Raw genomic sequence first — 13,543 nt, forward strand, 5'->3', positions numbered from 1 at the left:
GCCTTTATTAGGGTACGTGAGACAACAAAGCCTGTACCTTTTCCCCATCGACGGTAAAGATACCGAGCTTTTCCGGGAAACGGCCGACGGTCCCGTGAAAATCGGAGCCGCCGCTGATATACCAATTGCGTTTTTGGGCTAATTCCAAAAATTCGTCGAAACGGCCGCGGTTCTTGGGATGGTATACTTCCACGCCGTCGAAATCGTGGGTCAGGACTTCATCCAAGGTCCGCTTCAAGAGGCCCGGATGGGCTAAGACGGCCAGTCCCCCGACCTTGCGGATGAGGGCCACACATTCATCGATGGTCCGCCGCGTATAGGGCACGTAGAGGGGGCCGCCGTGGTAAAGGACCTTGTCAAAGACGGTCTTTACATCAGGGAAATAGCCCTTTTCGACGAGCATGCGGGCAATATGGGGACGGCCGACGGTGCCGCCCTTATGAACCATGTCTTCGACGACCTTGCGGTCGATGTCATAGCCGTTTGCCAGGCAGCGGTCGACGATTTCCATGGCCCGGTCGAAGCGCCGCTGCTTGAACTCGCGGCAGTATTCCTGCATGGCTTCATCGTCGGGATTGATCCCGTAGCCTAAAATATGGACATCTTCGCCGTCGTATTCAGAGCTTATTTCAATGGCCCGAATGATGCGGACGCCCGGATTCAGCTCATGACTGCCGTCGTAGGCAGCCACCGTATCGTGGTCCGAAATAGCGATGACGTCGAGCCCGGCATCGACGGCCATCTTGGTCAGCTGTTCCGGCGTATAGACACCGTCCGAGCAGGTTGTATGCATATGGAGATCGACTATCACTGTACACCTCCCTGCAGTAAGTGCAGAATCGATTTAATGCCGACGCCCGTGGCGCCGATAAATCCCGTTTCATCGGCCTTTTCCCGGAAAGCAGGACCGGCGATGTCGAGGTGGATCCACGGCGTCCCGTCCTTTACGAACTGCTTCAAGAAGAGACCTGCCGTAATCGCCCCGGCTTCAGGACCGCCGACGTTCTTCATGTCGGCTACACTGCTTTTCAAAAGGCTTTCATATTCTTCATCAGCCGGCAGCTGCCAAATCTTTTCATGGGCTTCCGTCGCGACTTTAAAGAAGCGGTTCATCCATTCCTGGTCATTGCCGACCATGCCCGTCCGCACCGATCCCAAGGCCGTCACACAAGCCCCGGTCAGGGTCGCCAGGTCGATGAGGCGCGTCGCCCCTTTTTCCTGAGCATAGGTCAAGGCGTCGGCCAAAATGAGCCGCCCTTCGGCATCGGTATTCTTGACTTCAACGGTCTTGCCGTTATACATGGTCAAGATGTCGTCGACATGATAAGCCATGCCGGAAGGAATATTTTCAACGAGGGGCAAAACGGCCAGCACATTGACGGGATAGCGAAGCAGCATGAGGGCCCGAATGACACCGACAGCAGCAGCCGCCCCGGCCATATCGCTTTTCATAAATTCCAGGCCCTTGTGGCTCTTTAAGGAGAGACCGCCGCTGTCATAGGTAACGCCCTTGCCGACGATGCCCAGGACTTCCCGGCTGTTAGGATCGCCCTGATAGGCAATGGATACCAGCTGGGGCGGATTCATGCTGCCCTTGCCGACGGCGACGATACCGCCCATGTGGCGTTTTTCCAAGGCCCATTTATTCAGCGATTCAATGAGGATGTGATCGCCCTTCAGCGTATCGGCCACGATATCGGCAAACTTCCTCGGCGTCAAATCGTTAGACGGCATATTGATCAAGTCGCGGGCTTCATAGACGCCTTCATACATCGACGTGTAGCGATAGCACATGGAATTGAATTCCTGAGCTCTCATGCTGCGCGACAGAATATTGATACTGCTGACGGTTCGGCTGTGTTTATCGCTCTTATAATGGGTAAATTCATAATTGCGGTACAAAAGCCCGTCGAGAAGAGACGCCATATCCATTTCCAGGGTATCGGCCATGATGGCCAGCTCGCGGACGCCTTCTTTCATGGCCGCCGCCATCAGCCGCTGGGCCATGCGGAAATCTTCATACGTCGAATAACGGACCGGTTTCCCCTCCAGACCGATGAGGAAGTACGTTTTCGGCTCCCCGTCTGACAGGCAGTGAAATACGTGGAGAGACGTATACTGTAAAAGTTCCGGGTGTTGCTCCGTATAGGCCCGGATCAGGACGACGTCATCCTGGGGCAGCTGACGCAGGGTCGACAGCCTCTTATCGAGGCCGACTGCCAGCGTATTCAGACCGCCTTTGCCATTATAACTAATCATGCACATCGCTCACTTTCACACTACTCTAAGTCACCATATATTAAAGAATTAATCATAATGATATTATTAGCCACTATTATTATACAATCGCCCTATTGACAAAATCAAGAATTCGTAAAAACAATAAAAATTAAGTACATTGCTTGGTCAGAATCATAACGTCGACGATTCCTGCAATGTACTTAAAATATTTCTCCTTATTAAATTCAGGCCTTCTATGAAGATGTAAAGATTACTCCGGTGCCAGGAGCTGTCCTTCCAGTATACTGCGCCACCGCGACTTCTTTGTATACCGATAGAGAACCCGTTCATTATTCCTGGCATAGCGGGCTAAGGACCGGTAAGCAGCATACTTTTTAGCACCGTGACGATTGGCAAGGCGCAGGCCGACAGACGTCACCGGAATAAGCCACCACGTATGGGTAAAAGCGCCGACGGTCACGCCCAATACATGACAGACGTAAGAAAGGAGCGAGCGGCGGCCAAATTCTTTTCCCTTCTTGTACTCAGACAGATCTTTTTGTTTAGCCACTGAATAGGCGATGATGGCATAGGGAATGATGGACGGCAGGAAACTTTCATGACTGACATCGGCACCGACCATGACCGTATCCTGAACGTACTGGGTCAATTCCTCATTGGATATGCCGCTGTTGATGACGTGTTCGGCCATATCGCCCATGGTCACTTCGCTGTACACTTCCTCTGTCGAGACGATATCGATGTAAGGATACCGTTCCAGCGCATGACCGATGTATTCGGCAGACTCCGTCGCCTTCAGCTGCAGCACCTCATCGACATTGCCGTCGGCGTCGCGAATGGCAATATCCCATCCGGGTTCAGTCGCCGACTGCGCCATTTCCGCATGGTACCCTGCCGGTAGCCTCCCGTCATTGAGGTAATCGGTGTACTTGATTTCAAAGAGCTTGCCCTTGACGCCACTGATAAAGCCATCCAGCTGGTCTTCATCGAGATCGTTCACGGCCTCCTTAAAATCCATGGCCGCCGCCTTTTGCGGATACGCCATTTCATAGGCCTGCTGTACATCAGAAGGCACATGCCAGCCCATGAGGCGGCTCAAGATACTGCCCGTGGCCAGCCCCAGAGAATCGAGGAATAGGATTTTTCTCGTTTCCACCGATAACTCAGCCGCTGCCAACGCCTCTCGAACCTTCGCATAAGCCACAGCCTGCTGCTCAATGCCGGTCAGCAAAGCTTCAAAATCTTTCTGACGATAAAAGACGCCGCGGGTATTTTTGAATAAATCCACTCCGCTCTGCGCCGCTCCCACCGATACGCCGGCCACGGTCTTCGCAGCCTTCTCGGCCATTTCCATCTTCTTACCCTTACTCCAGCCCTTCACCATATGTCGCTCCATTCCCGGTTAAACAGGCCTGAAAAAGGCTCGTTCAACCGACAGTTTTTTTACGAACACACGCCCTGTTCCGGTATACAAGACAGACAATCCACCAGCGATGCCACACCATCTTTCCTATTCAGCCTTATCGGCCGCCATGACCAACTTTTTAACGACATCAAAAATATCGGCGATCCATTGTTTCATTTCTTCAGTCGTGCCGTCCCGATCATCGATCATGTTTTGGAAATCATGAAAAATGAGGTCATAGCCGATTTTCCGGCACTCCAGCAGATACTGGCTGTATGAAAGCTTCTCGCCATTTGACAGCGAGTCTTCCTCCCGTTTTCCCATCAAAAGGTCCCGATACAGCTGCTCATTATTTCCATTCAGGGACTGACTCTTTTCATCCATTTGCGCCTTAGACTCACTCCAGCCCCAATCGGCTGCCAAATAGGAACACCGGGCCAGTAAACGGTCTTTAGCCTCTGTGTCGCCCTTCAGCATGGCCTGATAATCCTGCAGAATCTCCGGAATACTTAGGGCCGCAAACCTACTGCAAACGGCATAGCACTTGATAGCCATCGAAACATCTCCTTTCAAGTAAAAGGTGATTCCCATGGCATTGTAGCCCTTCATCGAACCATAGACATCCTCGTCGTGCATAGACAAGGCATATAATTTTAAAGCCTCGTCAAAATCTCCGGCACAAAGCTTTTCCGTAGCCTCCTCATATAACTTTAAATTTCTATCTGAACTTTCCATTACGCTCATCCTTTCATCACTTTATATATCTATAATAATGCCAGACATCCGTCGAACACGAAGACTGGGAAATAGCCCTTAGCCCCCTGTTTCACGCCGCTTCCGATGTCAAAACGTATTTATGAACACGAATCCATTTTTTATCTTACATTACAACCGATACTTATATATTTCGCTGTAAAACAGAATTATCCTGCCAACTGAGAGGTCCTTCTCAGAAAGTTTTAATAAATGCCCTATTGCGGAAGGCTTCGACATATTTATCACGGCTTTCGGCCTCTTTGGAAAAATTCACAAAAAAAAGCTTGCAATTATTTTACATTTGGTGTATTATAACAAATGTGCTCACGAGGTCAGCACACCAACAACAAACATGGACCATTAGCTCAGCTGGCAGAGCACCTGACTCTTAATCAGGGTGTCCAGGGTTCGATCCCCTGATGGTCCACCATATGAGAAAGCTGATAGCCATCGCATTTGTGCGGTGGCTATTTTTATGTGACCCCCAAAAGTCAGATGCCTTTGACCCCTTTTTGACCCCCTGAATAAAAATTATTCCCCACCATTTACGACGGTGCTGTAAGGAATATGAGCTGGATAAGGATTCAGTTGTAAAATACCATTTTATAACTGAATAGGATAATAATAATCACAAAAACGCATTCTGCAATCTTGAAGCTATTTTAACTGTCAGCATTTGCAAAAAAAGAATACCTGTTCTATATTTTTCCCAACGATTGACAACTAACTCGTCCTATTTTATACTACAATCAACTTGAAAATCATATTATATATGGTTTTGGATGGGACGTGTTACGACATGTCCCTTATTTTTTATCTTTTTTCATATTCAAAAAAAGTGGTTGTTGCAAAAATCGCAACAGCCACTCATCATGACGCTATGCCTCAGAAAACGCAGAAGAAAAGCGTTTTATACTACAACTTAGCGGATATTATTTCCGCTGGATATCCGATAAAACGATTTTAAACGCAAAAACATCCCTCACTACTCAAACGGTAGTGAGGGATGTTTGCTTTTCACATTACAAGTGATACGGTTCATGTCGGGATATTTTAATAGCCCGGTAGATTTGTTCAATCAGGATCAGGCGTATCATCTGATGGGTCAAGGTGATGCGGCCAAAGGAGATGCATTTGTCGGCTTTTCTGCGGACGATGTCGCTGAGGCCGAAGGGACCGCCGATGATGAAGGAGATTTCACTGCAGCCGTAAAGGGCCAGTTCTGAAAAGGATTCTGCCAGTTCTTCCGACGATACGAGCTTGCCGCCTACGTCGAGGGCCATGAGGTGCGATCCTTCCCGGACGTGGCGCAGCATCTTTTCCCCTTCTTTATCGAGGACCTGTGCCTTTTGGGCCGGCGATGGGTTGTCAGGCATCTTTTCTTCGGGCAGGACAGTCACGGTGACGTCGCCGTAAGGACGGAGGCGCTTCAAGAATTCATCGATTCCGGCCGTAAGGTACTTCTCCTTGATTTTTCCGATGGTGATGAGATGGTATTTCATCAGTTGCCGCTCACATCGTCGTCAGCCGAATCGGTCTGCGGGCTTTCCTGGAGAACGATGGTGGCTTCACGGTTCATGCCGTTCCGCGTGTAGTCAACAGTGACGGAATCACCGACTTTATGCTTATCCATGACGCTCTGGAGGGATGCAAAGTCCTTCACGTCCGTGCCGTCCAACTTAACGATGACGTCACCGTGCTGGAGTCCGGCCTGATCGAGAGGACCACCGGGAACGACGCGGTAGACGTAGATGCCCTGAGCATTAAGCTGCATGCCGAAGCGAGCTGCCATCTGCTGGTCAAGGCCGTAGAGACCGAGGTACGGGCGGACAACTTTACCGTTGGTGATGAGGTCCTGTAAGATCGGACGAGCTGCATTGATCGGAATGGCAAAGCCTAAGCCTTCGACGCCTTCCTGAGAAATCTTGGCACTGTTGATACCGATGACCTTGCCGTCAGCATCGACTAAGGCGCCGCCGGAGTTGCCGGGGTTAATGGCTGCGTCAGTCTGGATGAGCTTCATGCTCTGGCCTTCCGCACCGATGGTCCGGTTGAGGGAGCTGATGACGCCGACCGTAACCGTTCCCTGGAATTCAAGACCCAAGGGGTTGCCGATGGCAATGGCCGGTTCGCCGACCTGAAGGGAGTCACTGTCGCCAAATTCAGCGACCGGCAGATTATCCATGTTGATTTTTACGACGGCTAAGTCCGTTCTGGCATCGCGGCCGACGACGGTACCTTCCGTGCTCTGTCCGTCAGCCAGGGAGACGATGACCGTCTTAGCCGTGCCGACGACGTGATTATTGGTAACGATGTAACCGGCCTTATCGAAGATGACACCGGAGCCGACGCCTTCGCCGACGAGGACTTTACGGTTGAACATGTCGCGGTTATAGACCTTGGTCGTAATGCCGACAACAGCCGGGCTTACTTTCTTAGCCGCCTGAACGACAGCCGTATTGCGGGCATTCGAAATGGATTCCGACTTTTCCGGTTCCTGAAGCTGGTTCGTCGTCCCCTGGTAGGTCCCGCTCGGTGAAAAAAAGGTATCGCGAAGCTTAAAGCCCCCAAAGACGCCGCCGGCGATGAGGATTACGGCAACGATGGCCGTAAGGATACGTTTGTGCTGCATACTTAGTCACTACTCCTTTCCTGAAAGCGGACGCTGCCGTCTTGGCAGGCCAGCCGCAATAAAATATCTTGACCCATGACGCGGCCGGACTGAGCGAGCACCGTGCGCATCGTATGGAGAGCCAGAGACGGGGTGTTGTTCTTCTCACTGCGGTGAGCCAGAAGGACCCGCATGAGGCCTTTCGTCGGAAGGGATGCCAAAAAGGCTGCCGCCGTCTTGTTGGACAGGTGGCCCCAGCGTCCGAGTATCCGCTGCTGAAGGGCATAGGGATAAGGACCGTTTCGGACCATCTCTTCATCGTGATTGGATTCTAACACCAGGATGTCGGCATAAGCCGCAGCCGCTGCCACATCGGGGCTGACATACCCCAAATCCGTCGCCAAGGTGATTTTGGCATCGCCGTGGCGAAGGCTGTAGCCGACGGGACGGGCCGCATCATGGGAGATGGCAAAAGGCGTCACCTCTATATCTTTCAAGGCCACGCGCCGCGTCAGGCGGACAAAGCGATGGTCAAAGCCATCGGTCTTCCGTCCCATAGCCTGCCACGTTTCGGCCGTCGTGTAGACTGGCATATCAGTCCGCTTTAACAGCGTCGCCAATCCTCCCACGTGGTCTGAGTGTTCATGCGTAATAAAAACAGCATCGAGGTCACCGAGAGCGCAGCCGTAACGCTTGAGACCTTTCTCAATACGGCGGCAGCTGATACCGGCATCGATGAGGATATTCGTCTTTCCGCAGCGAATATAAGCCGCATTGCCCTTGCTGCCGCTGGCCAGCATACTGACCAGGCAGTCGCCGGACCTCGCTTCGCCGCCGAGGTTGGGGATGGCATCCATCGACGGTTCCGGCACCGTTACTTTTGTTTCACAGCCGGCTTCCCGCCTTGCCTCCTGAATGGACAAGGCCATTTCCTGGAGCTGCCGTTCACATTCAGTCATTAAGTCCCTCCTTCCCATGATTCAAAAAAAACCATCGTTCCGGAATAATTCCAAACGATGGTCTGTGTGGTGGGCCTAGGTGGACTCGAACCACCGACCTCACGCTTATCAGGCGTGCGCTCTAACCAGCTGAGCTATAGGCCCATGTATGGGATGACGTTTCCTTATCCCCGATTGTCAGTCATAAAGAAATGGTGGGCCTAGGTGGACTCGAACCACCGACCTCACGCTTATCAGGCGTGCGCTCTAACCAGCTGAGCTATAGGCCCATTTCCTAACGACTTGTTTAGTATACCACAGATACAGAACGTGTCAAGAAAATTATTCCAAATCCTTTACATTTTATTTATCCTATGCAGTCAAACGGCCCTCTCCCTTTAGATAACCGGCCGTCTTCAGCGATACTGGGCCATGAGCTTTTCAAAGGCCGCAAAGGAACGCCGAATCATATCGGGATCGACGCAGTAAGAAATGCGGACGTAGCCCGGGCAGCCGAAGCTGTCTGCCGGCACGATGAGAAGGTTCAGTTTCTTGGCCTTATCGGAAAAGGCCTTGGCATCCGGTTCCGGCGATTTGACGAAGAGATAAAAGGCACCGCTGGGATAGACGCAGTCATAACCCATTTCTTTTAAACCATTATACAATAACTTCCGGTTTTGGTCATAGACGTCGACGTCGCTCGTTTGGCCCATACATTTCAAGATGACGTCCTGGAACAGATGGGGTGCGCAGACAAAGCCCATGAAGCGGCCGGCACCGCAGACTGCCGTATATACCTCTTTAGAAACGGTGACGCAGTCGGGAACGAGGATGTAGCCAATGCGTTCGCCCGGAAGGCTGAGGGACTTGCTGTAGGAATAGCAAATGATCGTGTCGCGGTAAAACTTCGGTACATAGAGAATGGGAAGGCCATCGTAAATGATTTCACGGTACGGTTCATCGGAAATGAGGTAAATGGGATGGCCGATTTCCTTCGATTTTCGTTCGAGGAGGGCGGCCAACTTTTCATACGTTTCGGCCGAATAGACGACGCCTGACGGATTGTTGGGCGAATTGACGATAATGGCCCGCGTCTTCGGCGTAATGGCCTGTTCCATGGCATCGAGAGAAATCTGGAAATGCTCCGTATCAGGCGGCAAAATGACCGATTTAGCCCCGGCATTCTGCACAAAAACTGTGTATTCCGGGAAGAACGGAGCCACCAAGATGACTTCATCAGAAGGGTCTTCGACGATGGCCTTGAGACTGATGACCAAAGAGGCCGCCGCCCCGCAGGTCATATAGAAATTGTCGGCCCGTACATCGGCGCCGTAGGTCTTATTCATAAAATCAGCCAAGCCCTGACGGACGGGGCCGTCGCCGGCTGCCGCCGTATAGCCGTGGATAGCTGCCGATTCGCGCTCGCGCAAAATATCTTCAATCGCTTCACGGACACAGGACGGAGCCGGAACGGTGGGATTTCCGATACTGAAGTCAAAGACATTGTCCTTGCCGACGACGGCTGCCTGTTCCTGGCCATAGGCAAAGAGGTCGCGGATGACCGAAGCCTGAGAACCGAGGGCGTACATTTCTTTTGATGCCATACTCACACAACTCCTTTAGCAATAAATATATTCTATTATATATCGCCCAAAAAAAGAAAACAATCTTGTGTTATAATAATAACGATAAAAAAACGAAAGGAAGACCTTCATGAAAAAACAAAGTCCCTACGTCTATCTCTTTACGATGGGCCATTTTTCCGTCGACTGGGCACAAGGCGCCATTCCGGCCCTCCTGCCCTACTTCATTACGACCTGCAACCTCAGTTACCAAGACGGCGCGACACTCATTTTTGCCAACATGCTCTTATCCTCGGTGTCGCAGCCGATCTTCGGATATTACTCCGATAAGATTTCAAAACCCTGGTTCGTTCCCTTAGGGCCCATCCTCTGCGGGATCTGCCTGACCCTTCTCGGTTTTACGCAGAACTACTGGCTCATCTTCCTCTTCTCCATGTTCAGCGGCTTCGGCTCCTCCATCTATCATCCCGAAGCAGCCCGCATGGTCAACAACATCGCCGGCGATCAAAAAGGCAAGGCCTTAGGATCCTTTTCCGTCGGCGGCAATGCCGGCTTTGCCGTAGGACCGATCGTCGCCGGTGCCTGTGCCTATGCCTTTGACATCCGCGGTCTTGCCATCTTCGGCGTCGTCAACACCATCCTGGCCCTCATCATCTACAACCGTATGCCTCACATCCTGTCCCTCGTACAGGAATCCAAAAAAGCAGAACAAAAAGCCCATCCCGGCGAAGTCAAGGAAAACGAATGGGGTGCCTTCAGCCGTCTGTCGGTCATCATCTTCGTCCGTTCCATCGGCTTTACACTCTGCAACGCCTTCATTCCCCTCTTTTGGATCAACGTCCTCCACGCTGCCCCGACGACAGGGAGTCTCGCCTTATCAATCCTCTTCTCCATGGGCGTCGTCATCACCTTCCTCGGCGGCATCCTGGCCGATCGCTTCGGCTTCATCCGCATTCTGCGCGGGGCCATGCTGCTCATGATTCCGTCCATGTTCTTCCTGGTCAACAGCACCAATATCGTCACGGCGACATTACTGCTCCTGCCCGTCGCCTTCTCCCTCTTTGCCGCCTACAGCCCTATCGTCGTCTTAGGACAGACCTACCTTGGGAAAAATGTCGGCTTTGCTTCCGGCATCACCCTGGGCCTTACGACGACCATCGGCGGACTGGTCTCACCCCTTGTCGGCTGGGGTGCCGACCAATGGGGCCTGACAACAGCCCTGCAAATCCTCTGGATTGCCGCCGTCATCGGCTCCATCTTCGCCTTCCTCATCCCCGTACCAAAGGCTTGGAAAAATCTGCACAGTTAAGAAAACCATTGAAGCTGTCCCTTTAAGCAACAGATTATCCCCCTGACATTGGACAAAAAATCCAAAGTTTAGGGGGATTTTTATAGTATATGCCCTTTTAAGGCTAAGCTTCATGCAGCTCAACCGATACGTAAGCACCCGAGGAAACACACGGCGGATTCAGTCCGGCAACCTACGTACTTAGCCATGCCGCTGCATAGAAAAACCACCGCAGCCTGTTTGCTGCAGTGGTTATGTCTAACTTTTTGGGGTATATCATTTTTAGCCGTTCATATGCGTCTTACCATAGTTTGGTTCCAGCCGGGCCGGTACTTCATCCAACCGTTGGCAGCATTGCCAAGCCAACTGCTGCACCTCTTCGGGAATCGTCACAAGGTCCGGGATCCATACGGACGGGATTCCTGCGGCATGAGCTGCCAGGATGCCGCTTTCTGAATCTTCCAGAACCAGGGCATCTTCCGGTGCAATGCCGGCCTTGTCACAAGCCATGAGAAAGATATCGGGTTCCGGTTTTCCATGGGCTGCTTCTTCTCCGCTTTGGACGACGGTGAAGAAGGAATCGATAGCTGTCTTTTTCAGCAGATACTCAATGAGTTTCCGCGGTGACGACGAGGCAACAGCACAGAGGATGCCCTGTTCTTTCGCGTATTCCAAGATATGGAGTAATCCCGGTTTCATAGGAATATCATGGGTGCGGTAGTACTCCAGCTGCAGTTCTATCTTCTCCTTGCACACCCGGTCATAGGGATAAGTCGGCCCAAAGGCATTTTCACAGGTAGAGCGGACGCGCAGGTTGTCACGGCCCAACATGAGATCAAATACATCACGTCCCATTTTGAATCCGTAACGGGCCGATACGTCCCGCCAACACTGATAGGAAATAATTTCCGTATCGAACATAGTTCCATCCAGGTCAAACACAAACAGCTTTCGTCTATCCATATATCCTCCTCAGCCACGATACCCTGGGGCATCGAAATTACGAAGAGCCTGTATACAATGAGTAATCTCACGTTGTACAGACTCTTTCTTACTGTACAATGGACAATTTATTTTGTCAAATCAAGGGAACGTATTTTTTCACGCAGGCCCAGCACAGCCGATGGACTTACAGAAAGCTCATCGACACCCATGCGAAGAAACAGTTCTGTCAAGGTAAGATCTGCGCCTAATTCACCGCAGATACCAACCCAGATGCCAGCCTTATGGCCGTTTTGAATGGTCTGTTCAATGAGACGCAGTACCGCCGGATGATGGGCATCAAAGAAGGAATCGAGTGTCGTCTGCTGACGGTCGATAGCCAGTGTGTACTGAGTCAGGTCATTGGAGCCGATGCTGAAGAAATCGACTTCCTTTGCCAGCTCGTCACTCATGACCGCTGCCGCCGGCGTTTCAATCATGATGCCCACTTCCATATGGCGATCATAGGGTAGTCCCTGTTCATCCAGTTCTGCCCGAACGTCTTGTAAAAGGGCCTTACAGCGCTTCACTTCATCTACCGAGATAATCATCGGGAACATGATGGCAATTTTTCCGAAGGCGGACGCCCGGCAGAGGGCTCGGAGCTGAGTTTTAAAGAGATTAGGCCGTGTCAGACAGATGCGGATGGCCCGCATGCCCATGGCCGGGTTTTCTTCCGGCGCCAAGTTAAAATAATCCACCTTTTTATCAGCGCCAATATCGAGCGTCCGGATGACAACCGTTTTGCCCTCCAAGGTCCGGGCTGTCTTTTTGTAGGCTTCGAATTGTTCTTCTTCCGTCGGATAATCCTTGCGGCCGAGATAGAGAAATTCGCTACGGAACAGCCCGATGCCTTCCGCATCATTTTGGAGCACTTGCGGCAGGTTTTCCGTATTGCCGATATTGGCAAAGACATTGATTTTTTTGCCATCAAGGGTCACCGATTCAAGTCCCCGTACTTGTTCTAATTTAGCATGCCGTTCGTCTTCTTCAGCCTTCTTCGCCTTCATCTTTTCCAGGGTGTCGTCATCGGGATCGATATAAACCATGCCCGTAGTCCCGTCGATGATTGCCAACATGCCGTCTACGTCCTGATGAAGCTGTGTTCCCGTGCCTACGACAGAAGCAATACCCAGTGTACGGGCCAGGATAGCCGTATGCGAGCTCGTGCTTCCGCCGGAGGTGACGAAGCCAATAAGCTTATCCGTATCGAGCTGGAGCGTTTCGCTCGGTACGAGGTCATCGGCTGCAATAATGACTTCACCATACTTACTGAAATCGACGCCCTGACCGCCGCACAATTCCATCTGCACGCGACGGGAAATATCGAGGACATCGGCCGCACGGCCCTGCATGTAGGCATCCTCCATAGATCGGAACATTTCGGCAAACAACCGGGCCGTCTGTTCTACCGCAGCTTCGGCATTCATATTTTTATCCTGAATCAGTCCTTCAATGGATTCGATATAGTCGTCATCTTCCAGCATCATTTGATGGACTTCAAAGACGGCAGCCTGCTCTTCGCCTACCTTTTGAACGGCCTTATCATAGAGCATGCGCAGTTGTTCCACAGCCTTTTCTCTAGCTCCATGAAAGCGTTTGACTTCGTCTTCAACACTTTCTATTTCATGGACAGCTGTAGATATCGTGTTTCGATGAAAAAGTGCCAGCGGTCCAATGGTGATGCCGCGAAAGACGCTTTTCCCCATTAACGTAATCATACGAAATTACCTCCTCCAA

At 51.5% G+C, this 13,543-nt stretch carries 11 protein-coding genes and 3 tRNA genes; 2 read left to right on the forward strand and 12 right to left on the reverse strand.

The features are described from left to right. Positions 1 to 7: 7 nt before the first annotated feature. From TX77_RS08420 to TX77_RS08435, 4 genes are all read right to left on the reverse strand, one after another. Positions 8 to 811 carry a PHP domain-containing protein gene (locus TX77_RS08420; protein ID WP_044504360.1) on the reverse strand — a complete coding sequence of 268 codons (804 nt, stop codon included), beginning with the start codon at positions 809 to 811 and terminating at the stop codon, positions 8 to 10. Then, positions 808 to 2,259 carry a leucyl aminopeptidase gene (locus TX77_RS08425; RefSeq protein WP_044504362.1) on the reverse strand — a complete coding sequence of 484 codons (1,452 nt, stop codon included), beginning with the start codon at positions 2,257 to 2,259 and terminating at the stop codon, positions 808 to 810. Before TX77_RS08425 ends, TX77_RS08420 begins: the two co-directional genes overlap by 4 nt. 232 nt (positions 2,260 to 2,491) lie before the next feature. Continuing rightward, complete coding sequence (locus TX77_RS08430; RefSeq protein ID WP_049917331.1) at positions 2,492 to 3,625, reverse strand: hypothetical protein; 1,134 nt, start codon at positions 3,623 to 3,625, stop codon at positions 2,492 to 2,494. Between the two features lie 126 nt (positions 3,626 to 3,751). After that, on the reverse strand, positions 3,752 to 4,381 hold the full coding sequence (locus TX77_RS08435) for a hypothetical protein (protein ID WP_044504363.1): 630 nt from the start codon (positions 4,379 to 4,381) through the stop codon (positions 3,752 to 3,754). Between the two features lie 375 nt (positions 4,382 to 4,756). Between TX77_RS08435 and TX77_RS08440 the strand changes: the two genes are divergently transcribed. Beyond that, positions 4,757 to 4,832: transfer RNA gene (locus TX77_RS08440), tRNA-Lys, on the forward strand. A gap of 592 nt (positions 4,833 to 5,424) precedes the next feature. On the opposite strand, the gene rlmH is transcribed toward TX77_RS08440, so the two are convergent. The 6 genes from rlmH to TX77_RS08470 form a co-directional block, all read right to left on the reverse strand. Beyond that, positions 5,425 to 5,904 (reverse strand): 23S rRNA (pseudouridine(1915)-N(3))-methyltransferase RlmH, encoded by a 480-nt coding sequence (gene rlmH / locus TX77_RS08445; protein WP_044504364.1) that lies wholly within the window; start codon positions 5,902 to 5,904, stop codon positions 5,425 to 5,427. Beyond that, the gene (locus TX77_RS08450) at positions 5,904 to 7,034 is read right to left on the reverse strand and encodes a S1C family serine protease (RefSeq protein WP_044504365.1); all 1,131 of its coding nucleotides are present in this window, start codon (positions 7,032 to 7,034) and stop codon (positions 5,904 to 5,906) included. Before TX77_RS08450 ends, rlmH begins: the two co-directional genes overlap by 1 nt. A 2-nt stretch (positions 7,035 to 7,036) precedes the next feature. Then, a complete protein-coding gene (locus TX77_RS08455) occupies positions 7,037 to 7,972 on the reverse strand; it encodes an MBL fold metallo-hydrolase (protein WP_044504366.1) in 936 nt (311 codons plus the stop codon). A 67-nt stretch (positions 7,973 to 8,039) separates the two neighbouring features. Beyond that, positions 8,040 to 8,116 (reverse strand) — tRNA-Ile (locus TX77_RS08460). Between the two features lie 48 nt (positions 8,117 to 8,164). Further along, positions 8,165 to 8,241, reverse strand: a tRNA-Ile gene (locus tag TX77_RS08465). A gap of 126 nt (positions 8,242 to 8,367) precedes the next feature. Continuing rightward, positions 8,368 to 9,555, reverse strand: coding sequence for a pyridoxal phosphate-dependent aminotransferase (locus TX77_RS08470; RefSeq protein ID WP_044504367.1), 1,188 nt, complete (start codon positions 9,553 to 9,555; stop codon positions 8,368 to 8,370). Between the two features lie 109 nt (positions 9,556 to 9,664). Between TX77_RS08470 and TX77_RS08475 the strand changes: the two genes are divergently transcribed. Beyond that, a complete protein-coding gene (locus TX77_RS08475) occupies positions 9,665 to 10,843 on the forward strand; it encodes an MFS transporter (RefSeq protein WP_044504368.1) in 1,179 nt (392 codons plus the stop codon). 261 nt (positions 10,844 to 11,104) lie between these two features. Here the strand turns inward: TX77_RS08475 and TX77_RS08480 are convergent, their stop codons facing one another. Together TX77_RS08480 and ptsP are read right to left on the reverse strand one after the other, a co-directional pair. Then, on the reverse strand, positions 11,105 to 11,785 hold the full coding sequence (locus TX77_RS08480; RefSeq protein WP_044504369.1) for an HAD family hydrolase: 681 nt from the start codon (positions 11,783 to 11,785) through the stop codon (positions 11,105 to 11,107). Between the two features lie 107 nt (positions 11,786 to 11,892). After that, on the reverse strand, positions 11,893 to 13,524 hold the full coding sequence (gene ptsP / locus TX77_RS08485; RefSeq protein WP_044504370.1) for a phosphoenolpyruvate--protein phosphotransferase: 1,632 nt from the start codon (positions 13,522 to 13,524) through the stop codon (positions 11,893 to 11,895). Positions 13,525 to 13,543: the final 19 nt, after the last annotated feature.

It is taken from the genome of Megasphaera massiliensis (assembly GCF_000455225.1).
GTDB lineage: Bacteria > Bacillota > Negativicutes > Veillonellales > Megasphaeraceae > Megasphaera > Megasphaera massiliensis.

Excerpts from the sequence above, each read along its gene's own strand:
- TX77_RS08425 (WP_044504362.1), bottom strand. The coding sequence starts at position 2,259 with ATGATTAGTTATAATGGCAAAGGCGGTCTGAATACGCTGGCAGTCGGC.
- TX77_RS08430 (WP_049917331.1), bottom strand. The coding sequence starts at position 3,625 with ATGGTGAAGGGCTGGAGTAAGGGTAAGAAGATGGAAATGGCCGAGAAG.
- TX77_RS08435 (WP_044504363.1), bottom strand. The coding sequence starts at position 4,381 with ATGGAAAGTTCAGATAGAAATTTAAAGTTATATGAGGAGGCTACGGAA.
- rlmH (WP_044504364.1), bottom strand. The coding sequence starts at position 5,904 with ATGAAATACCATCTCATCACCATCGGAAAAATCAAGGAGAAGTACCTT.
- TX77_RS08450 (WP_044504365.1), bottom strand. The coding sequence starts at position 7,034 with ATGCAGCACAAACGTATCCTTACGGCCATCGTTGCCGTAATCCTCATC.
- TX77_RS08455 (WP_044504366.1), bottom strand. The coding sequence starts at position 7,972 with ATGACTGAATGTGAACGGCAGCTCCAGGAAATGGCCTTGTCCATTCAG.
- TX77_RS08470 (WP_044504367.1), bottom strand. The coding sequence starts at position 9,555 with ATGGCATCAAAAGAAATGTACGCCCTCGGTTCTCAGGCTTCGGTCATC.
- TX77_RS08475 (WP_044504368.1), top strand. The coding sequence starts at position 9,665 with ATGAAAAAACAAAGTCCCTACGTCTATCTCTTTACGATGGGCCATTTT.
- TX77_RS08480 (WP_044504369.1), bottom strand. The coding sequence starts at position 11,785 with ATGGATAGACGAAAGCTGTTTGTGTTTGACCTGGATGGAACTATGTTC.
- ptsP (WP_044504370.1), bottom strand. The coding sequence starts at position 13,524 with ATGATTACGTTAATGGGGAAAAGCGTCTTTCGCGGCATCACCATTGGA.